Annotated in this window: 23 protein-coding genes and 2 tRNA genes; 2 read left to right on the top strand and 23 right to left on the bottom strand. The window is 46.2% G+C overall.

Annotated elements, in window-relative coordinates:
* Positions 1-108: 108 nt before the first annotated feature.
* The 3 genes from NZ875_01650 to NZ875_01640 all read right to left on the bottom strand — a co-directional run bounded on the left by NZ875_01650 (position 109) and on the right by NZ875_01640 (position 3,176).
* A tRNA-Met gene (locus tag NZ875_01650) sits at positions 109-185 on the bottom strand.
* 235 nt (positions 186-420) lie between these two features.
* Positions 421-1,668 carry a glycerate kinase gene (locus NZ875_01645; protein MCS7174441.1) on the bottom strand — a complete coding sequence of 416 codons (1,248 nt, stop codon included), beginning with the start codon at positions 1,666-1,668 and terminating at the stop codon, positions 421-423.
* A 140-nt stretch (positions 1,669-1,808) separates the two neighbouring features.
* Entirely contained in the window at positions 1,809-3,176 is a 1,368-nt protein-coding gene (locus NZ875_01640) for an amidohydrolase family protein (GenBank protein MCS7174440.1), read from the bottom strand.
* A gap of 120 nt (positions 3,177-3,296) precedes the next feature.
* On the opposite strand from NZ875_01640, the gene NZ875_01635 reads away from it, so the two are divergent.
* Entirely contained in the window at positions 3,297-3,701 is a 405-nt protein-coding gene (locus NZ875_01635) for a hypothetical protein (GenBank protein ID MCS7174439.1), read from the top strand.
* Between the two features lie 12 nt (positions 3,702-3,713).
* On the opposite strand, the gene NZ875_01630 is transcribed toward NZ875_01635, so the two are convergent.
* From NZ875_01630 to NZ875_01605, 6 genes are all read right to left on the bottom strand, one after another.
* On the bottom strand, positions 3,714-4,784 hold the full coding sequence (locus NZ875_01630; protein MCS7174438.1) for a DUF362 domain-containing protein: 1,071 nt from the start codon (positions 4,782-4,784) through the stop codon (positions 3,714-3,716).
* 13 nt (positions 4,785-4,797) lie between these two features.
* Positions 4,798-5,961: a DUF1343 domain-containing protein gene (locus tag NZ875_01625; protein ID MCS7174437.1), complete on the bottom strand. Its 1,164-nt coding sequence runs from the start codon at positions 5,959-5,961 to the stop codon at positions 4,798-4,800.
* Positions 5,958-6,785 carry a carbohydrate ABC transporter permease gene (locus NZ875_01620; protein MCS7174436.1) on the bottom strand — a complete coding sequence of 276 codons (828 nt, stop codon included), beginning with the start codon at positions 6,783-6,785 and terminating at the stop codon, positions 5,958-5,960. The genes NZ875_01625 and NZ875_01620 overlap by 4 nt, the downstream gene beginning before the upstream one ends.
* Positions 6,782-7,681: a sugar ABC transporter permease gene (locus NZ875_01615; GenBank protein MCS7174435.1), complete on the bottom strand. Its 900-nt coding sequence runs from the start codon at positions 7,679-7,681 to the stop codon at positions 6,782-6,784. The genes NZ875_01620 and NZ875_01615 overlap by 4 nt, the downstream gene beginning before the upstream one ends.
* A gap of 49 nt (positions 7,682-7,730) precedes the next feature.
* Entirely contained in the window at positions 7,731-8,975 is a 1,245-nt protein-coding gene (locus NZ875_01610; GenBank protein MCS7174434.1) for an extracellular solute-binding protein, read from the bottom strand.
* Between the two features lie 127 nt (positions 8,976-9,102).
* Positions 9,103-10,899 (bottom strand): alpha/beta fold hydrolase, encoded by a 1,797-nt coding sequence (locus tag NZ875_01605; protein ID MCS7174433.1) that lies wholly within the window; start codon positions 10,897-10,899, stop codon positions 9,103-9,105.
* A gap of 194 nt (positions 10,900-11,093) precedes the next feature.
* Between NZ875_01605 and NZ875_01600 the strand changes: the two genes are divergently transcribed.
* On the top strand, positions 11,094-12,161 hold the full coding sequence (locus NZ875_01600; protein ID MCS7174432.1) for a glucose-1-phosphate thymidylyltransferase: 1,068 nt from the start codon (positions 11,094-11,096) through the stop codon (positions 12,159-12,161).
* A 25-nt stretch (positions 12,162-12,186) separates the two neighbouring features.
* On the opposite strand, the gene secF is transcribed toward NZ875_01600, so the two are convergent.
* From secF to recJ, 14 genes are all read right to left on the bottom strand, one after another.
* A complete protein-coding gene (gene secF / locus NZ875_01595; protein ID MCS7174431.1) occupies positions 12,187-13,080 on the bottom strand; it encodes a protein translocase subunit SecF in 894 nt (297 codons plus the stop codon).
* Positions 13,077-14,501: a protein translocase subunit SecD gene (gene secD, locus NZ875_01590; GenBank protein MCS7174430.1), complete on the bottom strand. Its 1,425-nt coding sequence runs from the start codon at positions 14,499-14,501 to the stop codon at positions 13,077-13,079. Before secD ends, secF begins: the two co-directional genes overlap by 4 nt.
* Before the next feature lie 16 nt (positions 14,502-14,517).
* Positions 14,518-14,877 (bottom strand): preprotein translocase subunit YajC, encoded by a 360-nt coding sequence (gene yajC, locus NZ875_01585; GenBank protein ID MCS7174429.1) that lies wholly within the window; start codon positions 14,875-14,877, stop codon positions 14,518-14,520.
* Positions 14,878-14,882: 5 nt separating this feature from the next.
* Complete coding sequence (locus NZ875_01580; protein MCS7174428.1) at positions 14,883-15,359, bottom strand: hypothetical protein; 477 nt, start codon at positions 15,357-15,359, stop codon at positions 14,883-14,885.
* Between the two features lie 5 nt (positions 15,360-15,364).
* Positions 15,365-16,504, bottom strand: a complete 1,140-nt coding sequence (locus NZ875_01575) for an FAD-binding oxidoreductase (GenBank protein MCS7174427.1) — start codon at positions 16,502-16,504, stop codon at positions 15,365-15,367.
* Positions 16,494-18,293, bottom strand: a complete 1,800-nt coding sequence (locus NZ875_01570; GenBank protein ID MCS7174426.1) for an FAD-dependent oxidoreductase — start codon at positions 18,291-18,293, stop codon at positions 16,494-16,496. Before NZ875_01570 ends, NZ875_01575 begins: the two co-directional genes overlap by 11 nt.
* A complete protein-coding gene (locus NZ875_01565) occupies positions 18,287-18,595 on the bottom strand; it encodes a (2Fe-2S)-binding protein (protein MCS7174425.1) in 309 nt (102 codons plus the stop codon). Before NZ875_01565 ends, NZ875_01570 begins: the two co-directional genes overlap by 7 nt.
* Before the next feature lie 16 nt (positions 18,596-18,611).
* Positions 18,612-19,967 carry a dihydrolipoyl dehydrogenase gene (gene lpdA, locus NZ875_01560; GenBank protein ID MCS7174424.1) on the bottom strand — a complete coding sequence of 452 codons (1,356 nt, stop codon included), beginning with the start codon at positions 19,965-19,967 and terminating at the stop codon, positions 18,612-18,614.
* A 221-nt stretch (positions 19,968-20,188) separates the two neighbouring features.
* Positions 20,189-20,974, bottom strand: a complete 786-nt coding sequence (flgG, locus tag NZ875_01555; GenBank protein MCS7174423.1) for a flagellar basal-body rod protein FlgG — start codon at positions 20,972-20,974, stop codon at positions 20,189-20,191.
* A gap of 14 nt (positions 20,975-20,988) precedes the next feature.
* A complete protein-coding gene (gene flgF, locus NZ875_01550; protein ID MCS7174422.1) occupies positions 20,989-21,738 on the bottom strand; it encodes a flagellar basal-body rod protein FlgF in 750 nt (249 codons plus the stop codon).
* A 4-nt stretch (positions 21,739-21,742) separates the two neighbouring features.
* On the bottom strand, positions 21,743-22,753 hold the full coding sequence (locus NZ875_01545) for a rod shape-determining protein (GenBank protein ID MCS7174421.1): 1,011 nt from the start codon (positions 22,751-22,753) through the stop codon (positions 21,743-21,745).
* 30 nt (positions 22,754-22,783) lie between these two features.
* Positions 22,784-22,860: transfer RNA gene (locus tag NZ875_01540), tRNA-Arg, on the bottom strand.
* Positions 22,851-23,492 carry a RuvX/YqgF family protein gene (locus tag NZ875_01535; protein ID MCS7174420.1) on the bottom strand — a complete coding sequence of 214 codons (642 nt, stop codon included), beginning with the start codon at positions 23,490-23,492 and terminating at the stop codon, positions 22,851-22,853. The genes NZ875_01540 and NZ875_01535 overlap by 10 nt, the downstream gene beginning before the upstream one ends.
* Positions 23,489-26,413 (bottom strand): single-stranded-DNA-specific exonuclease RecJ, encoded by a 2,925-nt coding sequence (gene recJ / locus NZ875_01530; GenBank protein ID MCS7174419.1) that lies wholly within the window; start codon positions 26,411-26,413, stop codon positions 23,489-23,491. Before recJ ends, NZ875_01535 begins: the two co-directional genes overlap by 4 nt.
* Between the last annotated feature and the right edge of the window lie 94 nt (positions 26,414-26,507).

Here is a 26,507-nt window from a genome sequence, read left to right as displayed (position 1 = left end):
AATCATTGGAAAGAATGCAAGCACTAAAAATTTAATGTGGAAGAGAGAATGCTCGAACGATCAAAAGTTGAAAAAGAACGAATTTCAAACGCCCCATGTTTTTCTATTTGGTGGCGGCGGTGGGATTCGAACCCACGACATAGTGATTATGAATCACTCGCTCTGACCATCTGAGCTACACCGCCACTCATACAGAATGATACCACAACAAACTGATCCGTTCAAGATTCATTTCAGATCTTCAAAGTTCATGATCTCTAAAATGTCGCCCCTCATTACCAATCGCATAGATTCCTTTTCTCTCCAACGACATACCTATCTTGTTCGCCAAGTTATTCCATTGTTTGTTCTTGAACTTTTGTATTCTTTTTTCTGCTGATTATAGACTAGAGTTTCGCCTCAAAAAGATTACACCACCGTTCAACCGACCAGTATCAAGATGAGGTCGTTCACGTTGGTTCCAGTCGGTCCTGTGACGAGGAGATCTTTCGCGATTTTGAGTGCGTTGTAAGAATCGTTCTCCTCCAAAAACTTCATCGGATCAAAGCCTGCTTTCTTGATCCTCTCCACAGTTTTCCCATCCACCAAACCGCCCGCAGCATCGGTGGGACCATCGGTACCGTCGGTGCCAACCGAGCAGATGACGACATCGTCAAGGCCAGCGATCTTGATCGCCGCTGACAATGCGAGCTCTTGATTCCTTCCTCCTTTTCCCCTGCCTTTGACGTGAACGACCGTTTCTCCACCCAAAACGAGTGCGCAAGGTTTTTTCAAAGGTCGATCGTGCAAGACCAACTCTTTCGCGATCGAGGCGATGAAGAAACCTGCCTCTTTCGCCTCACAGTCCAGATTCGTTGTGAGTATAGTACTGTTGTAGCCAAGACCTTCAGCAACTTCGACAGCTTTTTCACACGCGATCTTCACACTCCCAACGATATGGCTCTCCACGTTCGAAAGACTCTTTGGGGTTTCTTCGCTCAGCTCTTTCAAAACATTTTCTTCAACTGAAATGTTGTATTTTTTCAAAATTTCTAACGCCTGTTGACTCGTGCTCGAATCTGGATGTGCTGGACCTGAGGCGATCACATCGAGTTTGTCGCCGAGAACATCCGAAAGGATCAGACAAACAACGCGTGCTGGAAAAACCTTCTGAGCGAATCTGCCTCCTTTCACTTCGGAAAGATGCTTCCTCACAGCGTTGATCTCTTCGATGCTCGCTCCGCTCTTTAGAAGCTGGTTGGTGAGCTTTTGGAGTTGATCGAGCGTGACGCTACCTTTTGGTTTTTCAAACAGTGAAGAACCTCCACCCGAAATGAGTAAAAGTACCGTATCGTTTTGAGTCAAGTTTTTTACCAACTGTAAGGCCCGCTCGGTGGCCTTCATTGTGTTTTCGTCCGGTACTGGATGGCCCGCTTCGTAGATCTCTACTCCGTCTATGTCACCTTCACTGTGGTTGTACTTGGTTATGACGATGCCTTTTTTGATTTCATCCTTCAACACATCCTTGGCAGCTTTGGCCATACGCCAAGCGGCCTTGCCTATGGCCACAAGAACAACGCTTGAAAGTTCGATTTGTTCAAGCTTTTGTTTCACAGCGTTGTCTGGAAGCGCATGTTCAATGGCGCTCTGAACGACCTTTAAAGCATCCTTCCTCAACCGCTCGATCATACCTTTCTCCCCTCTGAACTTTGTAGAGTGCGCATATCAAACGAAAGCATTGTATCATCAAAGCCGTGTGCACGTTCGTCGAACGATAACAACTTGAATCGATCTGATGCAGTGCAGAGTGGACACGGCCCCAAAACGCTTCAAATGGTTTTCTTAACTATTTCTCCCTCTTTCACGACCAAAGAAACGTTCTTTTCATTCAAAAGTGTCTCAACGTTCTCGATGGGATTTTCATTCAGAACTATCAGATCTGCAAATTTACCTTCCTCTATCGTACCCACCTGCTTCGCCAAGCCAACCGCTTCTGCGGCAATCTTTGTGGCCGAGATCAAGGCTTCTTCGGGTTTCATGCCGAGCTTTTCGACAAACAGAACGATTTCGAGTGCGTTGTCACCCTGCTTGAAAGCCTTAACACCTCCAAGGAAGTCTGTACCCGTTGCGAGCTTCACACCACGTTGATAAGCCAATTTGATGTTTTCAACGTGCGCCCTGTAAACCTCTTCAGATTTTTTGAGACCCCATTCTGGAATACCGATCTCTCTTCCATAGCGCATGATGTGCTCGACTATGGAGAGTGTCGGAACGACTATGGCATCTAGTTTCTTCGCTATCTCACAGCATTCTTCGTCTATGTATATTCCGTGTGCGATCACCTTCACACCGGCAAGGAGCGCATTTTTAATGCCTTCTGTACCTTGTGCATGGGCATGAACGAACTTGTTGGCATGCCTCGCTTCTTGGACGATCGCTTCGATCTCTTCTCTGGTGAATTGGATGTACTCAGGTCTGTCGCGCTCGGAAAGCACACCACCTGTCGACATGATCTTGATGAAGTCTGCACCACAACGAAGGGCATACCTGGCAGCCTTGCGACATTCATCCACACCATCGCAGATCAGTGAACCAAAAGGTGTTTTGAATTTCGAATTTCTCGGATCAACATAATCGATGGGCAGATAGTGAGCATCTCCGTGTCCAAAGGTCTGCGAAAGCGAATGACCCGCCGCTACGATCCTTGGTCCCAAGATCGTCTTCTCTTGTACGGCTTTTTTCAAATTCACCGCGATGGATCCGCCCGCATCTGCGATCGTGGTGAAACCAGCGTTGATGAGAGATTCCAAATCCTTCACTGCGCGGGCCACGAGCGTTTCGTAAGGAACTAAAAGATGCTCCTTGATCGAATCACCGCTCCTCATACCAGTGAGATGCAAATGCGCATCGATCAAACCTGGCATGAGGAAACGATCCGAAAGATCGATCTTGGTGAAATCGGCAGGGATCGAGATCGATTGAGACTTTCCCACTTTGACGATGCGTCCCTTCTCAACGAGCACGACACCTTTTTCTACGATTGAGCCGTTGCCAACGAACACGGTGGCGTTGATCAGAGCGAAACGATCCACACGAACACCTCCTTCGATTTGCAGTGCGAACTTTTTAGTTATGATAACCCAGTATAGTTTCTTCGTCAATACCTTTGCAAGCCCATCGAAAACGAGGTGAATCAAGACAACCGTGATCGAACCGAAAAGGCTCGTTCAAAACCATCGCATTCGCTTGCGAAGGTGATAGTGCTGAACAGATGTGCTATACTAAACTAGAAAAATACCTGTTTGGAGGTGGCGAATGTGAAAAATCAACTGTTTCTTTTGATCTGTTGTGTGGCTGTACTTTTCACAACTTTTTCCTGCATGGTCCCGCAGAACGATAACACAATCCAGAACAATCCACCCAACGTACCGAGTAGTCCCAGCCCAGTGGATGGTGCCAAAAATTTATCCAGATACAATGTAATTCTGAGCTGGGAATGTAGCGATCCAGATCTCGATCCATTGACGTTCGAGGTTTACTTCGGCACAGATCCAACACCAACGAATTTGGCCACGATCACCACTCAAAAAAGTTACAGTCTTGGAACGTTGAACTTGGGTACCACTTACTATTGGAGGATCGTTGCTAAAGACGACAAGGGTGCAAAAACGTCTGGCCCCGTTTGGAGATTCACCACCACTTCTTGTCCACTTTGTCAATGAGTTTTGAAAAATTCAGTGCAAGTCGCATGCGATCTTTATAAGTTCGTAGTTGCGACTTCCAAGGCCTATCTGTTCTGCATAGGAAAGTTGCGTTTCCCAATGCACATTTGGGTGGGCTCTGAGGAAAGGATCTTCGTGTGTTGATTTCAAGATCAAGTCCAAGCTGGCTTGATCGATCGCAACGGGATCTGTACTCATGGTGATACCGACATTCGGTGCAACGGCAGGTCTGTTCATATGCCAACAATCGCAGTCTGGAGAGACATCCATGATGAAGTTGATGAAAACAGCTCTTTTGTCTTTCAAAACGGCTTTCGCATACTCGACCATCTTTTTGCTCAAAAGTTCTGTTGAGTTGTCCCAACCGGGATTCACCGCACCGTAATTACACATGGCTATACATTGGCCACAGCCAATACAAAGTTCGTAATTTATCTTCGCCACCTTGGATACACTCATCGCACCTGTGGGGCAGAATTTTTCACACGTTCGACAGGCCACGCAGTGATCCTCTTCAACTTCGGGTTTAGAATCCGAATGTTGTTCCAATTTTCCTTGCCTTGAAGCGCAACCCATACCGACGTTCTTCAACGCTCCGCCGAAGCCAGTCTGCTCGTGACCTTTGAAATGAGTGACGAAGATCAGAACGTCGGCGAGGGCTATGGCTGAAGCGATTTTCGCTTGCTTGATGTAGTTCCCATTCACTTTCACAGGTACATAGTCGCCACCTTTCAAACCGTCGGCTATGATGATTGGTGCTCCCACCACGTCCATGGTGAAACCGTTCAAATAGGCATTCAAAAGATGGTCCACCGCGTTGCTACGATGACCCACGTACAACGTGTTGGCGTCCGTGAGGAACACCCTCGCACCAGTCAACTTGAGCTTGTCCACGATGATCTTCAAATACTGTGGTCTCACGAAAGAAAGGTTCCCATACTCCCCGAAATGCAACTTTATGGCGACGAACTCGTTCTTTTTCACAAGGGAGTTCAACTCGATTTTTTCCAGCAAAATATCGAGCTTCTGTAGCAAATTCAAGTTGCTGTTACTGCTCATATCGGTAAAATAAACGATCGACAAAGATGAACCCTCCTCAGTAGAGTCTATATTCTTCTACCATGCTGGCAAAAAGTTGAGATTCTTCGTTCCAGATTTTATCAAAATCTTTTGACGTGGCCCCTTCATCGATCGCTTTTCTGTAAAGATCATCACCGATGAGAAGATCGAAATAGTACCTCTCCGTCTCATCGTGCACGTAACTGTCCCATCTGAATTGGTCCGGATGGATCCTTTTGAGGATGGCGATCAAATCTATCGCAAGGTGGAGTGGTTTGATCCTCCTTTTGTCCAACACGAAGAACTCTAAACCATGACAAACCTGACCTGCCAACTTGAAAGCGTAGGGGACAAACGTTCTTTCTCTGAAAGCAACACCATCGTGATGAAACTTCCTCATCTCTTTGTAGAGGCGCTGAGAATCGATCCAAGGAGCTCCGATGTACTTGAACGGATGGGTCGTACCACGACCCACAGAAACGTTCACACCCTCAAGCAAGCAGAATCCCACATAAAGGACCGCATGTTCAAAAGAAGGTAAATTCGGTGAAGGTGTGTTCCACAGCAAATTCGTTTCGTCGTAATAGCCGTCTGGATCGTAGTTCTCCATAGTTACAGTTTCAAGTTCTACGTTCATACTGAATCGTTGATTCAAATAATTCGCTAGTTCTGCAGGAGTCAGACCGTATCTGAGCGCTAGTCCATAGCCTCCAACGAAACTTTCAAACTCCCTTTTTATCGTTGGACCCTCAACTTTTCTTGAAAGAGGGTTCGGCCTGTCTAAAACGATGAACTTGACTTTGCTTATTCCACATTCTTCCATACAGTAAGCCATCGTGTAAATGTAAGTGTAGAATCTAAGACCAACATCTTGAATGTCATAGATTAAAACATCCAGATCGGAAATCATCTCTCGTGTGGGTTTGATCCTGTCACCGTAGAGTGAATGGACGACGATACCATACCTTGGCTCAATTGAATCTGAAACTTTCTCACCGTCAGCTGCGGCGGTGAACACACCGTGCTCTGGTCCAAACAACTTCACAAGTTTCAAACCTTTTTCAACGAACAGGTCTATGTTCCTTCTCAATTCACTGTCGATACCCGTTGCGTTGGTGACGAGTCCCACCCTCGAACCTCTGTACCGATCGATGAACCGCTCGAGAAAAACGTCCAAACCGAGTTTCACCTTCTTTTTCACTTGATCGCCCCCTGCGTCATGCCAGCAATGAAGAAGCGTGAGAAGATCAAAAACATTATCACCGTTGGAGCTATGGAGAGTGTCAATCCTGCAAACAAGAGTGGCCATTGGATTGAGTATTCTCCGAAGAAAATGGATACAGCTAGAGTTATCGTCGCTTTTGAACGATCGTTTATCAAGATCAATGGGAAGAAGAAATCGTTCCAAACGTTGACGAAGGTGACTATCGCTATTATGGAGAGTGCCGGTTTTATGAGTGGAAGGATCACTCTGTAATAGATATATCCAACATTCGCACCATCTATACGCGCAGCTTCGCACAGTTCGTTCGGCACCGCATCGATGAAATTCTTGAGGATGAAAATCGAAAACGGTAAATTGACCGAACTGTAAACAAGGATCAATCCTAGCAAGGAGTTCGTCAATCCCATGTTCCTGAGCAAGATGAATATGGGTATGACGGCAAGCCTTGCAGGCAGAGCGAGCCCCAACATGGAATATAAAAAGATGGTCCTTCTGAAATTGAATTCGTATTTCGAGACCATATAGGCGAACATGCTCGCCAACGTTGCAACTATCAAAACCGTGACGCCTGCGACAAACAAGCTGTTTCTATATCCTACACCGATGTTGGCGAACTTCCAAGCTTTGGTGAAGTTGTCGGGACTGAACTTAGACGGTAGTGAAAAAGGTTTTAAAAACAGCTCCCGCATGGTTTTGAAAGAGTTGAGAACCATCATCGTGAAAGGAACGAGTATGATCAAAGCATATATGGAAAGAAACACATAAGAAAAAAGCTTTCCAATCTTGCCGAATCTGATCATGATCTTTCCCTTCTTTCGACGAGAAAAACATAGAGGATCGAAAGTGGCATGACGATTGCAAAGATGAACACCGTAACTGCGGCACCGAGTCCCATATCGATGTAGGCGCTACCGAGCCCCCCAAACGCCGTGCGGTAAAAGACCGTACCAAGAACGTCTGTTCTCCTGAAAGGTCCTGCTTGAACACCAGTCATGGCATAAACCATGTCGAAAACGTTGAAGCTACCTATGAACAGAAGTATGAGCAAAGTTCTGAAAGTTGGTACAACCAAAGGAAAAATTATCTTAGAAGCGATCTTCCAGTTATTCGCACCATCTATGTAAGCTGCTTCGATCAGATCGGGGGATATGTTCAACATCGCCGCCAATATGACCAGCACGTAAAAGCCAAGGTGCCTCCAAGTGTTGACCAAAATGATACTCATCAATGCCGTGGCTGGATCGCCCAACCATGGTCTTGCCAAGCTCTTCAAACCGACAAGTTTGAGAAAACTGTTCACCAGACCAATTTGAGGATTCAAAAACAGATTCCACATGAAACCAACGATGACGAGCGGAATCATGTTCGGCATGTAGACAACCGTTCGAAAAACTTTCGCTCCTCCAAGTTTACTCGCAAGCAAAAAGGCTATCAAGAAACCAAGCCCTAGTTCGAGAGAAGATGCCACGATGAAAAAATAGATGTTGTGAAAAAAGGCGTTGAAAACTTCTTTGGAGAATCCCCCAAAAAACATTTCTTTGAAATTCTTCAAACCCACGAAATTTTTCGGTCCAACGCCTTTCCAGGAATAAAAACTCAAAACGAGACTGTCGAACAGAGGATAAACAACGAAAAGAGAATAAAGCACAAGCGCAGGAACAATGAACAAAAGAACGTACCTCACCTTCACCTTCATTCTTCTTCACCTCAAGAAAACCCCAGCCTTACGGCTGGGGCGTTCACGTTCACTTTCCGAGCCTCTTTTTGAGTGGCTCATACCACTGGGATATGGCTTCTTGAGCCTTCTTGGAGAGATCTTCAGGAGTGATCTTGCCAGCGTACATTTCCTGCATACCAGGGCTCAGAACGTCATCGTAAAGCGAAGGTTTTTGAGTGACGAACACAGAACCAACCCAGTACACGTGAGGAGATGCGTGCTTCTGATAAACCTCCATGACTTCTTCGAACAGAGGATCTCTCGGCAGTTGTGCTCCAGAGACAGCAGGAATGTTGAGGGTGATGTTAGTAAAGATGGTGCCGAATTTCGGTGTTGCGCAGAAGCGGAGTATCTCGATGGAATCTTGTAGATTCTTCACGTTGGATGTGAGCGTTATTGCACCATCCATATAAACGTAAGCGTAAGGTTTTCGATCCTTCGAAAGGGGTGGTACCATGAAGTATCCAACTTTGATGTCTGGGTTCAAATTCCTCCAGTTCTGATATCCCCAAATTCCATAGAAAACCATGGCTGCTTGGCCAAAGGCAAAAGCTGCGTCCATATCGGTGGTGGCGTTCGCAAGAAATCCATCCTGATAATAGACCTTCAATTCGTTGAGCCTTCGGTTCAAATCTGTGAACTTGGGATCCAAAAAGTCCGTTTCACCGTCGATGAGTTTCTTGATCCACTCAGGTCCAAGTACACTGACTCCACACATCGCATGTTGCATCGTCAATGTCCAAGCTTCTTTGCCAGGGATGAAGAATGGTGTTATACCGTTCTTTTTCAGAGTTTTTGCGATTTCGACGAGTTCGTCCCAAGTCTCGGGTTCTTTGAGCTTGAATTTGTCAAAATATTCCTTGTTGTAGAATATCCCAACCACCTGCACAGCGAACGGCACACCGTACTTCTTACCTTGATAAGTCACAGATTTGAGGATCGTTTCAGAGAAATTTGAAAAGTCTACGTACTCATCGACGGGTAGATACAGCTTGTTCTCGATCATCGTCTGAGTTCGACCACCGGGTAACCTTCTGGAATAGACAATGTCTGGACCAGTACCAGTTTGCAGCGCCACAGCGATTTTTGCGTCGTACTCCGTCGGTGTGATGGCCATGAAGTTGATCTTGATGTCTTTACCCATCTTTCTGAGTTCCTGTTCCACCTGTTTCCAAACCTCGGCGTCCTGACTCCTCCAGCTCCAGATCGAAACTTCACCAGCGATCACTACGATGCAAACAAGGGCGGCCACCAAAAATAACAACCTCTTCATACTTTCACCTCCTGAGGGGCAGTTCAGATTTATTATATCAAATGCACAATTGAGTATGTTACGTATATCGAAAAAGCAAAAAGGCGTGCCTCCACACGGCACGCCCGGATCTCACACAAAAACTGATTTAACCTGCGAACTGTATGGCTTGTCCAGCCACTATGTACCAAGTGACAAACAATGCATTGACGAACGCACCGACGTAAATGCTTCCTGTTCTGCGATAGAAGAATGAGGATATCATCCCAGCCACGGCTGTCAAGAAAACGAATTGATAGGCCACAATTCCCAACAGTGGCTGGGTTGGAAAGTACAGTGTTTCCGTCGTGAGAAGCTTTCCAACCTGCAGAGCAACGAGAATAGCTATCCCAAGGCAGTTCGCAAGGGCAGAGGAGAACATCCAAACGGTGGTGGTAACCGCTTCGTTTTTGAATTCCTTGGCTTTGAGTTGTCCGTTCAACACCAAGGAATTCACGAAAGCAAACAATGCAAACGGTGGTAAGAATTTGATGAATATCCAGAACCGAGCGAAGTCCATCGGTTTGAGCGCGATAACCCACCAGCGAAAATCCACTTTGAACGCCCAGTAAACTATGGAAAGAACGATGTGGGTTGCGAACACCACGCAGACCGATAGAGCAAAAGCTTTCCACAGATTGGTCAACCTGAACTTTGGTTTCTCAATGTTCGTAGCAAGACCGTAAGTGACCAAGTTACCGCCGATTCTTCTGTGATAGACGAAGTGCCAGACGATGAACAGAGCTATGGCGATCAGTGCGTTGAACGTCGCCCACCGGGCAAAACCTATCGTCAAAGCCTGTGGCCAAAAGGCATTCGATGTTGGCGTCTTTCCACCAGGTTGCTGGAATTTGAAGAACGTGAATGCAGGTATCGCAGTAACGAGGAAAAATCCAACGAACCAGGTTATCGTACTCAGTACTTTGCTCTTTGAACTGAAAACAGCAGGCTTATAGACGAGAGAAGAGAAGTAATTCATGTTCAACAGACAGGCGCCATAACTGAGTAAAAACATGATGGCTCCGATCAACGCTAGGAGTGTGCCGAATTCCTTCCATGGCCAGATTTGATTCTTCGGATCGATGTATTTAGGTGGCTTGATGGAATCTTGAAGGAATTCGATTGCATTACCTATAGCTTCCGTTGATAAATGATCACCTGGATGCGTACAGTTCGGTATGTAAAGTTTCCTCGCCGATTCATTTTCGAAGCTACCGTAGAGCTTTCCAGGGACCACATCTTCCTGTGTACCAAAGGCAAGTTTGAGTTTCTGCGTTTTGACGATATCTTTAGCTTTTTCTACACCCCACATCAACCTGCTGAATTCATCGTACTTACTGAAAATCACAGCAAAATTGAACTTCGTTTCAGCGATCACTTTTGGTGCACCGTAAGTCTCGGAAGAAGATCCCACCAAAATGACCGTTTTAACAAGATCTGGATATTTACCGGCGGCGCTCAACGTGGACCATCCACCCATTGAATGTCCCTCAACGGCGATGTTGTTCTTGTCGACGAACGGTAAGCTCGCAAGATAAAGTAAACCGTCGTCCGCACCGCGAGCGGGATTCGCAAGGCCTCCTTTGACTTGTTCGGAATAGCCATGCCCCGCCATATCCATCGCGAGTACCACGTAACCCCTACGCGCGAATTCGATGTTGAAACCACTCTGTGTTTCCCTTGAGTTGATATAACCATGCATCGTAAGAACTGCAGGTGCAGGTTTCTCACTGCTCACGCCCTTTGGGATGAACAGCAGAGCGCTGAGAATCCTACCATCCTTGTTTGCGATCCTAACCTCTTTCACCTGCACACGTCCGAAGTCTGTTTGCACCAAGTGAGCGATGAGACTTCCTACGAAGATCAGCGCGAGTGAGACCAACAAGAAGAGTAAACCCCTTCGCACGAGAAACACCCCCTCACAAAGAATAAGGCCACGCCCGAAAAGGCATGGCCTTTCTCCAACTCTCCAAGCCACACTACCAACAAAATTATAACCAACAAAATTATAACTTAACAACCAGTTGTGATGTCAACTATAATTGCTTTTGAAACAAAAGATGTTCGTTCATTCGATGAACTCGAAAGGGGGATGTTTGGATGAAAGGCCTTGTACTCTGCGCTGGAAAAGGTACCAGATTGAGACCTCTCACGTACACAACAGCAAAACATCTCATCCCTGTTGCAAACAAACCGATCATTTTGTACACACTCGAGTTTATGAAGAAAGCCGGTGTGAACGAGATAGGCATCGTCGTGAGCCCTGAAAACGAGAATTTGTTCAGAGAAACACTGAAAGATGGTTCACATTTGAACATGAAAATTGAATATATTGTGCAACCACAACCTAAAGGTATAGCTCACGCTGTGTACATAGCGAGGAATTTTTTGAAAGATGAGCCATTCTTGTTGGTGCTCGGTGACAACCTCGTGTTCGAAGACATCTCGAGCGTTGTATCGCTCTTCGAATCCGAGTGTGTGGATAGCTACATTCTGCTCGCACGTGTGAAGGATCCGAGGGCTTACGGTGTTGCGATCCTCGAAAACGGAAGGATAGTACACGTTGAGGAAAAACCAAAAGAACCAAAGAGTGACCTGGCGATTGTAGGAGTATATCTCTTCAGATCTGGCGTTTTCGAAGCGATTGAAAACATTAAACCATCTTGGAGAGGAGAATTGGAAATCACGGACGCGATAGGCTATTTGATTCAAAAAGGATACACTGTCAAAGCACACATCATACAAGGTTGGTGGAAAGATACAGGAAAACCGGAAGATCTTTTGGAAGCCAACAGGCGTATACTCGACGCCATACGCGAAGACGAGTGCTTTGGAAAAATCGATGAAACGACGGTTATCCAGGGAAGAGTGCGCATCAGCAGAGGATCCATCGTCGCAAATTCTTTGATAAGGGGACCAGTTGTGATCGGTGAAAATTGCAAGATAATGAACTCTTACGTTGGACCATACACCTCGATCGGTAACGAAGTGATCTTAGAAAATTGTGAAGTTGAAAATTCCATACTCATGGACGAGAGTAAGTTGAGTAATCTTTCATCGCGGATAGACTCTTCCCTGATAGGTAAAGGCGTGAAGATCAGTCAAAACGGGAAACTCCCCAAAGCGATGAAATTCATCGTTGGAGATCTCAGCTCACTCGAACTGTGAAAGAACCCCCAGTGAGGCTGGGGGTTCATCTGTATTTTATCCACCTCAACACCAAGGGGACCGCTACGAAGAGCGATGAGTACGTTCCCACTATAACTCCAACGCTCAGTCCAAAGGCGAAGGGTTTGATCGTGTTTCCGGCGAAAAGCAGTAAGACGAACACGACGATGAACGTCGTCAAGGAAGTGTTCAAAGTTCTTGTGAGAACTTGATTTATACTCTCGTCTATCAACGTTGGGATATCTTTACCTTTGAACTTTTTCATGTTTTCTCTGACCCTGTCGTAAACAACTATGGTGTTGTTCAGAGAGTAACCTATGAGCGTCAACAATGCAGCAACTGCAGGAACGTTGATCTCGTATCGGAACATCGAGAAGAATCCCAGCGTAACGAGGACATCATGCACGAGTGCCGCGATCGCTCCAACGCCGAACACAAAATTGAAACGCAACGTTATGTAAGCCAGAATGGCAACCAGGGTGATCAAGATCGCACGCCAGGTGAGTCTTCTGATTTCCTCAGCGGCAGTACCCCCCGTTTCGTTGAAGGAGACCACTTCAGCTTTGAAACCTTTCACGGTCAGTTTCTTCTCCAATTCATTCACAATTTTTTGCTTTTCGTCGACACCGAAGGTCTTTGGAACCGTCACGGAGAATTTCACAACGCCGGCAGGATCTCCAGCCGATCTGACCCTCGTGACTCGCGCACCAGCAAAGTCATTTGAAATCTCAATCAATGCTTGGCGCAAGTCTTGTTCGATCATGTTTCCTTCAGTGCGCACGAGGATCTCACTACCGCCGATGAACTCTACACCGAAATTGAAACCACGGGTGAAAATGAAAACCAACGATAGAGCGACAAAGAATGCCGCAACTCCGAGCCACAGATATCTTTTATTCACAACATTGATCTTTTTCATGACTCTACTCCCCTTTCCGCAGCTTTAGGGATACGTATGAGGGAGTGAAACGCGTCGGTGAGCAACCTGGACAAGACCATGTTCACGAAGAAGCTACCTATGACACCAATGATAAGGGTTGTTGCGAAACCTTTCACAGTACCTGTGCCAAAATAGTAGAGCACCAAACCAGCGATGATCGTGGTGAGGTTAGCATCGAACAACGTGAAAAAGCTCCTATCGAACCCCGCCATGATGGCCGCCTTGACGGACTTGCCAGCTTTGAGCTCCTCCTTTATTCTTTCAGCGATGATGATGTTCCCATCCACAGTGGTACCTATCGTGAAGAGAATACCTGCGATACCCGGTAACGTGAGGATAGAACGGGTTGCCGCCAAAACACCAAACAAAAGGATTGTGTTGTAGACAAGGGCGATGTCTGCCACCACACCTTGCACGCCATAGAAGATAACCATGTAGATCATGACCAGAATGAGGCCTATTACACCTGCCATGAGTGAAGTTCGAACGATATCTGATCCCAACAACGGCGCAACCCATCCAGCAGACACTTTTTCCAGTCTGGCTGGCAACGCGCCACTCCTGAGTATCGCGGCAAGTTGCTGGGCTTCTTCGAGCGAGAAGTTTCCCGTGATCTCTGCCTTGCCGTCTGGTATGACCGAGATGACGTAACCTGCAAATTGAACGACGTCGTCCAGCACTATGGCGAGTCTCTTTTCTCGAGATGGAGCGGTACCCACCGCAGACTCCGGAACAACTAACTGTTGTGTGATTCGCTTGAACACCTCTGCATCTTTGCTCGACAGCTCGAATGTGACTTTGTATCCAAATCGCCCCACACGTGTTTCTGGTACGGGGCTAGCCGTGACTATGCGTGGAGAAACCAGCTTTAGATCCTTCACCAACATAATCTCTTGTCTGACCAGATACCAAACTTTTCCATCCCGCGAAGGTAACCACTGAGCTCTCTTGATGCGTGCCAGATCCATCAACCTCGGATCCGTGGAAGGATCAATTGCACTCTCATCGAGCACTTGACCAAAGTACATGACACCGATCGAACCGAGCAACTTTTCAGCGCTCGTCGTATCGGTAGCTGCAGGTATTTCAACGACGATGAACGAATGATTCTCCCTGAAACTTTTTCTCAAAGTTGCCTCAGTGTAACCCGCAGAATCGAGTCTGTTCCTCAGCACGGTCCAAACGTCGTCCACCACTTGACTTGGATTCTCGACACCAGGTTCGACATCGACCCTGTACTCTAACCTCGCTCCACCCCTTATGTCCAAACCGAGTCGAACGCGCTGAAACAATTTTGCCAGACCTTTATAATTCTGGTCTGGGCTAGGCCAGAGCAAAGCTACCACTGCCAACACGAACACAGCGAGCACTACGACGAGTCTCACGCGTTCTGCTTTCATATCACAAGCCTCCTTCTCAGTCTTGTTTCTCTTCTTCCTTCTGCTCCTCTTCCTTTTCTCTGAACACGGAAGCTATGGCCCGCTTGGTCACCTCAAGCTCAGTGGTCATCGCCGTCTTGATCTTCACTGTATCTTTTTTGATATCAATGACTTTTCCAACGATACCACCGACCGTTATAACGGTATCACCGCGTTTCAACTGAGAAATCATCTGCTGGAACTGTTTTTCTCTCCTTCTCTGGGGCAGGATAATGAGGAAGTAGAACATCGCGAAGAGCATGACCAGAAGGAAGATGAAGCTCCAGCCCGAGCCTGTGGTTGTGGTGGTTCCACTCGGTGCAGTCGCACCTGGTGCCGCACTGTAGATTATGTTCATCCACACTACCTCCTTTCAGGTTCACTCGATTTTACCAGAAGTTTTTTAACCTCAGGTAGCAATATGATATTCAAAACCAAAGCTATCGAAAACAAGAACAACTTGCGCCATTCTAAAGTAAAGGTAAATATGTGCTCAACAAATCGCAAAGTCGTCCAAGACATGACGAACGAAAAAAAGATAGATCTTCTCAAACCTTTTCTTTTTGTAAAAAGAGACAAAAACAAAGAAAGAAGGATCAATTCGAGCATGAAAAGCGGTAACAACTTTGGATCGAACGATCTGAGTGCAAGGTAACTGAGGTTCGGCAAAAAGATCGCAATCAGTACAGCGGTAGAAAAACCATGACAGAGCGTGCTGAGCGCTGTAACGAAATGTTCGGGAAGCACGAGTAACTCGAGCCAATCTGGACCCAGTGAAAGTAGATAACTCACTGCAACACCCAACGAGAGCCAAAGACACACGGCAACGAATTTTTTCATAGCCATCACACCACGTTCATTTCCTTGACGGTTAACTTTTCAAACCTGTCCACGTTCAAACTCGATATATCGACATGCTTAGTCCTACCGAAGAGTATTTTCTCTGCCAACGCTTCGCCGACCGCAGGAGCTAACATGAAACCGTGTCCACTGAAACCCACCGCATAGTAAAAATTAGTCAGTTGTAGTGATTCACCGAGGATCGGCTGAGCATCAGGAGACATGTTGTAATGCCCAGACCAGTGCCTCACTATCCTGAGCTTCCGCATGAACGGAAGCAAACGACACATTTTCAGTGCCAAGTCTTTTTCAAATTTGAACGTTACGTTGTAGTTCAAACCAGCCCTTTCGTCTTTATCGCCTTGACCCATGATGAACTGACCGTGCTTAGTTTGTCTGACGTAGAAGTTACCCGAGAAACTTATGAGCATCGGATCGACGAAGTTCTTCACGGGTTCAGTAACCAAAATCTGGTGTCTATAACTCTCCACAGGAAGATTCAAACCAACCATTGCGGCAACTTGACCAGAATAGTCACCGGCTGCGTTCACGACTATCTTCGCTTTGAACTTACCCCTGTCTGTGTGGAGTATGAACCAAGATGTTCCCACCTCGATACCGAGAACCGCTGTGTGGGTGAGGATCGTTACGCCAAGCTTTCTCGCTGAACGAGCATAAGCAAAGTTCGCAAGGTGGGGATTGGCGTGACCATCGGTCTGGCAAAAAGTAGCGAGTAAGACTCCATTCACATTCACATATTCGAAACGCCTCTTCACTTGTTGGGGCGAAAGTAGCTCAACGTTCAGTCCAAGTGTCCTTTGCATTTTTACATTCTCCTCGAATTGCTTGGCTTCGTTCTCGTCGTAAGAGAGTACGAGATAACCACCTTGCTTGTATTCAATGTCTACGCCGGTTTCTTCGCTCATCTTCTCGAAGAGTTTGACACTTCTCATGGCGAGTAACACGTTGTTCGGTGAGCTCCATTGTTGTCTGATACCACCAGCACATCTACCAGTGGAACCAGAGCTTATGTAACCTTTCTCAAACACAACAACATCGCTCTCTCCGAACTTGGCGAGATGATATGCAATTGAACTGCCGACTATTCCAGCTCCGATGATGGCAACTTTGAATTCATTCTTCATCCGATCCACCCCTCAGGATCGACTCGAATTTGGTTGGCATCACGGGCGGCCTGAAATGACCCTTCAACAATTCTACAGGTGATTTGCCCAACTTCCTGGAAAGGATGGACAAAACAGCCGGTCTGCACGTTCTTCCACCGCACATGCCCATCCCAACACGTAGATACCGCCTCAGTTCTTCATAGTCTGTGAAACCCTCCTCTATAGCCTTCTCGATTTCTTTCAAGGTGATCTCCTCACACTTACACACATATACGTCTTCCTCTTTGAACTGTCGGAAATTCCTCACATGCGAGGCAAAACCGGCTGGCACTTTGAGATAAACCAAGTTGGTCATGTCTGCGAAACGTAAAACTTTCATGACAAATGCTTCACAAACCTTTTTCCCATCCCTGTTCAGTCCCAGCACCTTCTGACCTTCTTTCGGTACAGGCAACATTTCATAGGGTATGACAACTAAGTCATATCCTGGCTCGATATTCTCCTTCACCATGAAGATCGCGAGGCCAGGGCATTTCGAAACACACACACCGCAACCAGTGCATTTACTATAATCGATCCTCGGCAAACTGTTTATGTTACCCGGTACTTCTATGGCACCAGTGGGACACGATGTTTGACAGGGATTGCAAGGAATATTTTCGAAACATTCTATGATCGGTCTAAGCTTACCAACTGGACCCGTGTCGAGTTGCGGTTGGTTTGAATATGTGACCACGAACTGGGGTAAAAACTTCGAAAGACCTTTTCGCACCTTCTCCGAGAATGGACCAGATCTGAATTCAACGAGTTCTTTTTGAAGGGACTCTATCTCCCCAGAAAGATCTTTCCCCGACAAGTCCTGAGCGATCGTGAGGCCCGCTATGCGTCCTTCTATCATAGCCGTCGTAGCTTCTTCAATACCTGCAATATCGCCAGCGATAAAGATGTTTTTCACGTTCGTTCTCATGTTTCGATCTCTGTAAGGTACAAACCCTCCCAGTTCTGCTACGTACTCGATCTTCACACCAGCCATCGCAGCGAGTTCGATCGACGGCACAAGACCTGTAGCGATACAAATCGCATCGACTGCGAATTCCTTTTCTGTTCCTTCTATCGGCTTGAAATCTTCATCCACTTGAACTACGACAGCACCGCTGACCCTATCTTCACCGATCGCCTTTTTGATGGTGTGCCTGAGTAAAACTGGAACATCGAACCTTTTGACTTTCCTCAGATGTACATCATAGCCACCGACTTTATCTGCTATCTCAACGATTGCAGCGACCTCAGCACCAGCTTGAAGCAACTGATAAGAGACTATGAGCCCTATATTTCCAGATCCAACCATGAGAAACCTTTTAGCCGGTAGCACTAAAAATTGGTTCATGAGCGTTTGAACGGCTCCAGCTCCGTAGACACCCGGTAGATGATTGTTCTCGAACTGTACGAATCTTTCGGAAGCTCCGGTTGCCAGCAAAATGTATTGGGGCTGTACTTCAATGACCACATCGTTTCGACGATCGTACAACACCACGACGTCCTCATATATGCCAGTCACTGTGGTTTCGAGCATCACTTTCACACGATCATTCAATTGAGATTTCAACCGTTTCGCGATTTCAAAACCTCTCACGGAAGCGAAGAATCCCTCATGACCGAAGAATTTGTGAGTTTGCTTTACTAATTGTCCACCGAGTTCCACGCCTTCGTCTACAACGAGAGTCTCAACACCTCTTTTTGATGCCTCTATAGCTCCACAGAGCCCTGCGGGTCCTCCACCGACAACGAGCAACTGCACCTTCACCATACGATCTCACTCCGTCCGAACTGCCTTTGGACCTTCATACCTTCCATCACCGGTGTTATGCACACTCTAACGTTTGGTTCACCGTTCACGATCATGAGACACGAAGAACATTTACCTATGGCACAGAAAAAACCTCTAGGTTTACCTCGTTCCGTTTCTCCAAAGATATCGATGCCGTTCGCGATCAATGCCGATGCGATAGTTTCACCTTCCAACGCCTGCAGCTCTCTTCCCTCAAAATAAAACTTTATGACTTTTGTCGATTTCCTCTTGAGTATGGGATGCTCAAATATGCGCTTCAACTTTTCATCCTCCCCGTTACAGATGTATGGGCTTTTCAACAATACCTTCAATCGCACCGAGCATCATTTCACTCAACGTTGGGTGTGGGTGGATAACTTCTTCAAGCTGTTCCGCCGTTAAACCATGTTTAACTGCAATGGCTGCTTCCATGATGAGCTCCGTTGCGTACGGACCAACCACAGTGGCACCGAGGATTTTTCCCGTCCTGGCATCAGCTATGAACTTGGCGAAACCTTCTCTCTCCAACATGGTCCTGGCACGGCCGTTAGCCGTTATGGGGAAGGAAAAAACCTTCACAGCTGATGGATCAACATCTTTTTGTTTAACACCGACGCTCGCCACTTCAGGATCGGTGAATATCACGTTCGGTACAGCTGAATAATCCATCTCTATTGCCTCTCCACAGATGTTCTTGGCAGCTACGATCGCTTCGTACATGGCGACGTGTGCGAGCATGATTTGACCTCTGATGTCACCTACAGCATAGACATTTGGTATATTCGTCCGCATCGTTGCATCCGTTTTGATACCTCTTTCTATGGCTACACCCAGAACTTTTATGTCCTCTGTGACGTTCGGCTTTCTTCCCACTGCGACGATGATCTTTTCAGTCCTTTTCTCCAATTGACCTTCTCTCGTCTCAATGACGGATCTATAGCCATTCTCAACCGGTTGAATCGAAATCAATTTGGAAGATTCGTATATTTCAACACCTTTCCTTTTGAGAGATCTTGCAACAATCTGTGCAGCATCCACATCTTCGTTTGGAAGGATGTGCTCGAGTAGTTCCACCAAAACTACCTTCACATTCAAACTTGAAAAAAATGTCGCCAATTCAACACCGATCACACCACCACCGACTATCAGGACACTCTCGGGGAGTCGATCCATTTTGAACACATCATCGCTCGTCCAAATCCCAGCCACCTCGTTGAACGGTGGAAAGAGGATAGGTACGGAACCAGTCGCTATCACGAGATGCCTGGCCTCGATCTTTTTGCCTGCGACTGAGACTGAATTCGGAGATTCAACGATCGCATCTCCAAGAATCAATTCGACTCCGTTTTTTTTGAAAAGGTACTCTATGCCTTTCCTGGATGCCACCACCGACTTGTTCATGTGGCTCTTGATCTTCGAAAAATCAGGTACAACCCTTTCTGCCGAAACTCCTAGCTCGGCAGCTTTCTCAACCATGCTCTTATACAAATGAGCAGATGTCAACATGGCCTTGGTGGGGATGCAACCCCAGTTGGTACAAGTGCCACCGAGGTGTGACCTTTCAACAACCGCAACATGCTTACCTCGCTGGGCAAGCTTTATCGCCGCAACGTATCCTCCTGGACCTGCTCCAATAACTAAGGCATCGTACATTGAACCACCTCCGTAGCCTTGCATGCCATGAAGATTTTACCAAGGAGAGGGAGAGTTCCAAAATTTACAAAAAACCGAGCAGTATAGCTCGGCAGAACTTTACGAACGACAGTGGCAAATATTATGAACGAAGGGTACAAAACCACAGATTGAGACTCAAGCAAGTTGAATTCTTGTACTAGATCGATGCGGCTAACTACATTCAAGCTACTTCGAGGTCATCAACGTTTCAGTGTGGAAACTGTTCGTAGCATATCATCGGCTGTTTGGATCGTTCTTGCATTCAATTCATACGCGCGCTGAGCGATGATCATGTCCACCATCTCTTTCACAACGTCGACGTTGGATTTTTCAAGGTAACCTTGCTGTATCGCACCGAAGCCATCTTGATTCGGCGTCCCTTCGATCGGTTCACCGGAGGCAACAGTCTGAACGTACAAATTGTCCCCTATGGCTTTCAATCCGGCGGGATTGACGAAGCGAACCAGAACAATCGTTCCAAGGTTTTGGACTGTACCATCTTGCATCTCAGCAGAAACGATACCATCAGGTGATACGTTTATTGCGACAGCATCGTTAGGGACAACGATGTTTGGGACCAAAGTCAAACCATTCGCCGTCACGATTCTGCCTTCACTGTCGATCTTGAAACTACCATCACGCGTATATGCGATCCTACCGTCTTGAAGTTGTATTTGAAAGAATCCATCCCCCGCGATGGCTAAATCCAACGCGTTGCCCGTATGTTCCATGTTTCCAATGGTGAATATCCTAGTTGTAGCGCTCAGTCTCACTCCATGACCGACATATATACCAGTTGGGATGATGGAATTCTGAGCTGTGGGTGTACCAGCGTTCTTGTAGTACTGATAGACCAAATCTTGAAACTCAGCTCTGAGCTTTTTATAGCTCGTAGTATCAACATTTGCGAGATTGTTCGAAACCGTATCAAGTTTGTACTGTTGGGCCCACATTCCTGTCGCTGCGGAATATAAGGAAATCATCATGGTTCACACCTCCATCACCTTAGCGTTGCAACTTGTGAGAACAACTTGGCAAACATTTCATCTTCCGCTAGTACTACCTTTTGTGTGATCTCAAAATGTCTCTGAAGTTCTATCATCTTGACCATTTCCGTCACAGCATTCACGTTTGATAGTTCGACGTGGCCGGAAAGAATCCTAAAGTTGTTCGCAGCCACAGGGGGACCACTCTCTTCCGTTGGTGAGAAAAGCGTGTAACCGTATTTCCTCAAGTCCCGTTCCGATTCGAAACTGTAAACAGCGATTCTCGTGACCGTATTGCCAGCACCATCTCTCACGAATCCCTCTTCGTCGATAGAATAACCGTGTTGAAAAACGATCGGTTGAGCGTTCACATCGAGCAATCTCAGGCCATCGGCGTTAACAATGTAACCTTCAGGATCGAGCTTGAAGTTACCGGCACGAGTGTAGAAAACCTCATTCTGCCTTTGAACGGCGAAATAACCGCTTCCAACTATTGCGAGGTCGAGTGGATTCGCCGTGTAGAGAAGGGCACCTTCACTGGGATCAATATAGACCCTGTCTACCACGCAACTGTATGGTAAAGTTCCTATAGGCGTTTTCCTATCACTCGATAGGTATACTGAACGCTCCTGGTACGCACTGAACGTGGGTATGTCTTTTTTATAACCTGCCGTATCGACGTTGGCTAAATTGTTCGCTGTTGAATCGAGTTTGAAAGCGTCGGACAGCATTCCCATCGCCGCAGTGTAGATAGCCCTTACCATTCGATCACCTCGCGTAGGACACTGCGACGGCTTTGAGAAGCAAAGGATCTTCAAGTAGTACGCCCGTTCCTCTCGCTACACACGTAATAGGATCCTCAGCTATGATGGTTCTGACGCCGAGCTCTTCGCTCATCAACTTGTCGAGCCCCCTCAAGAGTGCCCCGCCTCCCGTAAGTACGATGCCACGCTCTATGATGTCCGCTGCGAGTTCAGGTGGAGTTTTTTCGAGCACCATCTTTATTCTTCCAATTAAGGTTTCAACGAGAGGCTTCAAAGTTTCCATTACATCATCACTCGTTATTATGTCCGTTCTCGGCAAGCCAGTCACAGCATCCCTTCCTTTGATCTCCATTTGATATGTTTCTAAGCTCGGGTGGACTTTTCCTATTTTGATCTTCACCTGTTCTGCCGTGGGTTCGCCAACGACCAAGCCGTGTTTCCTGCGAACGAATTTAACAATCGCTTCATCCATGGCGTTGCCTGCAAGCTTGATCGAATCTCCAACCACAACACCTCCAAGACTCATGACAGCTATGTCTGTTGTACCACCACCTATATCAACGATCATGCTGCCTTCAGACTTCATAACGTCAATCCCTGCACCTATAGCTGCGGCGATAGGTTCGGTCACAACGTGTACTTGTCTTGCGCCAGCGTTCAGTGCCGCTTCAAAAACCGCCCTTCGTTCGACACTCGTGGCCTTGGTGGGGATACCTATCACAAGTTCAGGTTTAAAGAAGAAAGACTTTTTCACAGTTCTGTTAATGAACTCTTTGATCACAGCTTCGATGACTTTGTAGTCGGCTATCACACCATCTTTCATAGGTTTCACAGCCTTGTAAGACTCCGGAGTCTTACCGAGCATCTTTTTGGCTTCCTCACCGATGGCCACAATTTCACCGGTTTTTTCAGATATTGCAACAACTGAAGGCTCGAATATGACTATACCTTTTCCACGCTGGTAAACTATGAAACTCGCTGTTCCAAGATCTATACCCAGATCACCTTTAGGCAAAGATCACACCTCCAATATAGAAGACATTTCTGGCGTGCCTGGCGGGAGTCGAACCCGCAACCTCTGGATCCGGAGTCCAGCGCTCTATCCATTTGAGCTACAGGCACACTATCTTTCCATTTGGACTCAAAAACTTCTTAAGTTCGACAGTTTCTTTCCATGTAACAATGATATCAAACGGTGCAAAGTCTTCCAAGAAACGTTCGTCTCGTTCGACGTGGCAACCTTTTTTGTAAAACAGATAAGCGTAATATGGTTCTTTTTGAAGGACCACACAGTTCTTTCGACAGAGTCTGACATCCGACAAATCAGCGATCAGCAATTTACCAAACAGTTTTGTCACTTCCTCGACGAGTCCTTCTGGTAACAACTGTGGTTTTTTGAGTGAATAGATACCCGAACCTTTCGAGACAAACCTTTCGAATATTTCAACGGCGCTGAGACTGTCCACGTGTTCCCTATTTCGAAACATCTTGCTTGAGAGTCTCTCATCCACCAAGAAAACTTCTTTCCGTAACTTCTTCATGAGCTTTTCAGCAAAGCCAACACACTCGAAAGTCTGTCTTGAATACCTACCAGTCATGGAGAAAGGAATTCCAACCACGATGATATGTGCATCGCATTGTCGCAGAAACTCGAGCAATTTTACCCTATCAACGGTGAAGGCTTCCGATGGCACTCTCTCTCCAATCGCGACACCACACTTTTTCTCACCGTAGTCTACGGCAACGATTTTCATATCACGACCCGCGGGTTTGAAAGAGCTCTGTAGATCCCTTTCGCCCGCTGTGCAAGGAAGTTTTCAACAAACCTCTCAAAGTATTGTCTCTCTAACTCTCCCTCGCTCAACCTGAGTGAGGTTCGAGATACGTCAACGAATGATAAATCCAGTTTCCCTTCTACTTCACGTGCTCCAAGTTCTTTGAATATATGCAAGAGGATCTTGGCGTAAGATCTGTTTCTCGCATAACCATTGACCACGAGTACATCCAGAAATTCATCGACTCGCATCGATCGACCCATTTCGTGCAGTAAGTTACCAACGAACTCTAAGTTTGGAAAAAGTTCTTCTATTTCGTGCTTTCTTTTGCTCACATCTGATTCAGTGAAATTCAAGCTCAACAGTTGAAATGTACCTTCAAATGGTACAGCATCTAAGATCTCAAAGAGCGTCAAAGGGCTGTCAGCCATGATGATCTGGGCTTCCTCTCCTAAAATGTTGGGAAGCCCGTCAGTGTTGGTAGAGCTGAGCAAAAGTTTTGGTTTCTTCTTTTTGAGGAAATTCAGAACAGATAACTTTTGACCAATTTTCATGCTGTGTGAGTAAACGACCACATTCTGGCCCAAAATCGAACACTTTTTGTAAAACTCAGCTAGGTTTTTGCTATTGGAGAACAAAACGCAACTGGTGTCGTTCAAAAAGGTATCGAGCTGACCGGGTGCATCGATCAATCCATAAGTCGGCTTGCACACTCTTTCATAAACTGGTACCAGATTCAAGGCAGCTGCGAGATCATAAAGCCAATCAGGACGCTTAACACTGATGGCTAAGAAACGTTCCGGCATCGTACTAACCACATTGAAAAGGGATGTCACTTGCTCTTCCGTGCGGAATTCTCCCAGCAAGGCCAGTTCATTTATGACGAACAGGTCGTATCTCTTCATTGCGTCATTCAAATTGGCCAGGAAGTAACTCAAAGTCATGAAAGCGTGGTTGGTCTTCGGCTGGAAGTTCAATGAATTGAGGTAGTCTATCGGGCGATCGATATACCTCAATAGAGTGTAATATAACTGCATCGAGAGAATGTTGTTCATTGAGATCACAGCACATTTTTTTCTACTCACCGTGAACAACCAGTAGAAAAATGCGTTTCTGAAGCGCAGGTCCAAAACCAGCAAATTTCCAGTCAAAGGGTCAGGTATAATTTCTTCTAAATGGCTCAATCTGTGCTTCAATTCGGGTTCTTGATAGGTTACATAATCTGAAGAGAGAGCACTCTCATTTATCTCGGCATCCACCACGTACAAGTTGGATATTTTACCTCGCAATGTGAAGACCATGTTCATCTTCATCGGCTCATAGAAATTTGTTCCAAACAGATGACCTATACCGAAACCGGTTGCTTCAAACTTTTTTCCGTTCGAACTCATAATCAGTTTCACATTGGATTGATTCTGCCCAAAGAGTTTAACGGTTTCAACTTTCACGTTCTCACATAGAAATAGCGGTTCCGGATTTCCATGACCGAAAGGCTCAAGTTTTCGAAGTTCATTCACCAAATCTTCATCGATTTCTTCCAATTTCAGTACGGCATCAACTTCAAGACTCGTTGCCCGGTCGTCTTGAGGGATATCATAATTTCTGAGTGCTTCGATGAAATAGTCTACAGTTTCAGAATTCAAGCTGAAACCGACAGCTAAAGAATGACCTCCAAATTCCTCGAAATATTCTAAGAACGGTTGAAGAACATCTATCAAGTTCACACCAGGTACACTTCGGGCCGAAGCTCTAGCACCATCTGGTCCTTCGGATATGACTATCACGGGTTTGTTGTACCTGTGACACAAACGCGCTGCAACGATGCCAATAACACCTACATGCCATTCTCTACCTCTCACAACGATGATCGATCGCTTATCAAGCTTTCCACGCTCTATTTGCTCTACCGCATTTTCAAATATCTGTGCTTCGATTTCTTGCCTAGTAGCGTTGTATTCGAACAAAAGGTCAATCAACTGAACAACCAAGTTGTAATCCCGTGTTGTCAAGAGATCGAAAGCATCATGCGCTGCATCCAGTCTACCAGCCGCATTGATTTTTGGGGCGACACGAAATCCTATGTCCCTCGAATCTGGCTCACTTATTTGAAGTCTCGAGAGTAACATTGCGAGGCCCGGTCGGTCAGTCCTCTTCATTCTTTCAAGACCTTCTTTAACTATGAAACGGTTCTCATCTATCAGTTTGACCATATCAGCAATCGTTCCAAGTGCCACTAGATCCAGATACTTCAAGACTTCTTCCTGATTCATCCTCAGGCGCGATGCTATTGCGCTGATCAATTTGAACGCCACACCAACTCCTGCAAGATCTTTAAACGGATATTCATCATCCTTCCTTTTTGGATCCAATATGGCATCACCAGCGGGAAGAACCTCTCCGGTTTCGTGATGGTCTGTGATGACAACGTCGTACCCCATCGTCTTAGCGAGTCGTACAGCATCAACAGCTGTAACACCGCAATCAACGGTTAGGAGCACCCCTGCGCCTTCCCTTCTGAAATGCTCGAGCACTCCGGGCTGAAGCCCATAACCTTCATCCATACGCTTTGGAATGTAGTGTGAAACGTTCCATCCGTTGTTTTGGAGAAATTCTTTGAGCACGACAGCACCGGTGATTCCGTCCACATCGTAATCACCATAGACCAGAACCATTTTTCCAGTATTTCTAGCACGCACAAGTATATCAACAGCCGTGGTCATATCCTTAAGGAGAAATGGATCGTGCAAATCCTCTTTCGATGGATTCAAAAACTTTAGAGCTTCTTCTGGTTCTTTGATCCCACGGTTTATCAACAATCTTGCCAAAAAACCACTGATATTCAAAGATTCGACAAGCTTGTTCAACTCATTTTGATCAACTTGCTTGACTGTCCACCTCACGAAAATTCAACTACCTTGTTCCGATTGTTTTCATATTCATTCTATTAAACCATAAAATCAGCTGAAAGGTTCGAAATGTTAAAATTTCATAGAT

It is taken from the genome of Pseudothermotoga sp., assembly GCA_025060105.1.
Lineage (GTDB): Bacteria > Thermotogota > Thermotogae > Thermotogales > DSM-5069 > Pseudothermotoga_A.
Note: the sequence above shows the minus strand (reverse complement) of the source record. Positions and strands in the feature narration are given on the sequence as shown.

Excerpts from the sequence above, each read along its gene's own strand:
- NZ875_01575 (MCS7174427.1), bottom strand. The coding sequence starts at position 16,504 with ATGAAGAATGAATTCAAAGTTGCCATCATCGGAGCTGGAATAGTCGGC.
- NZ875_01570 (MCS7174426.1), bottom strand. The coding sequence starts at position 18,293 with ATGGTGAAGGTGCAGTTGCTCGTTGTCGGTGGAGGACCCGCAGGGCTC.
- secF (MCS7174431.1), bottom strand. The coding sequence starts at position 13,080 with ATGAAAAAGATCAATGTTGTGAATAAAAGATATCTGTGGCTCGGAGTT.
- NZ875_01610 (MCS7174434.1), bottom strand. The coding sequence starts at position 8,975 with ATGAAGAGGTTGTTATTTTTGGTGGCCGCCCTTGTTTGCATCGTAGTG.
- NZ875_01645 (MCS7174441.1), bottom strand. The coding sequence starts at position 1,668 with ATGATCGAGCGGTTGAGGAAGGATGCTTTAAAGGTCGTTCAGAGCGCC.
- NZ875_01600 (MCS7174432.1), top strand. The coding sequence starts at position 11,094 with ATGAAAGGCCTTGTACTCTGCGCTGGAAAAGGTACCAGATTGAGACCT.
- secD (MCS7174430.1), bottom strand. The coding sequence starts at position 14,501 with ATGAAAGCAGAACGCGTGAGACTCGTCGTAGTGCTCGCTGTGTTCGTG.
- NZ875_01620 (MCS7174436.1), bottom strand. The coding sequence starts at position 6,785 with ATGATCAGATTCGGCAAGATTGGAAAGCTTTTTTCTTATGTGTTTCTT.
- flgG (MCS7174423.1), bottom strand. The coding sequence starts at position 20,974 with ATGATGATTTCCTTATATTCCGCAGCGACAGGAATGTGGGCCCAACAG.
- flgF (MCS7174422.1), bottom strand. The coding sequence starts at position 21,738 with ATGGTAAGGGCTATCTACACTGCGGCGATGGGAATGCTGTCCGACGCT.
- NZ875_01580 (MCS7174428.1), bottom strand. The coding sequence starts at position 15,359 with ATGAAAAAATTCGTTGCCGTGTGTCTTTGGCTCTCGTTGGGTGTTGCA.
- NZ875_01615 (MCS7174435.1), bottom strand. The coding sequence starts at position 7,681 with ATGAAGGTGAAGGTGAGGTACGTTCTTTTGTTCATTGTTCCTGCGCTT.
- lpdA (MCS7174424.1), bottom strand. The coding sequence starts at position 19,967 with ATGTACGATGCCTTAGTTATTGGAGCAGGTCCAGGAGGATACGTTGCG.
- yajC (MCS7174429.1), bottom strand. The coding sequence starts at position 14,877 with ATGAACATAATCTACAGTGCGGCACCAGGTGCGACTGCACCGAGTGGA.
- NZ875_01535 (MCS7174420.1), bottom strand. The coding sequence starts at position 23,492 with ATGAAAATCGTTGCCGTAGACTACGGTGAGAAAAAGTGTGGTGTCGCG.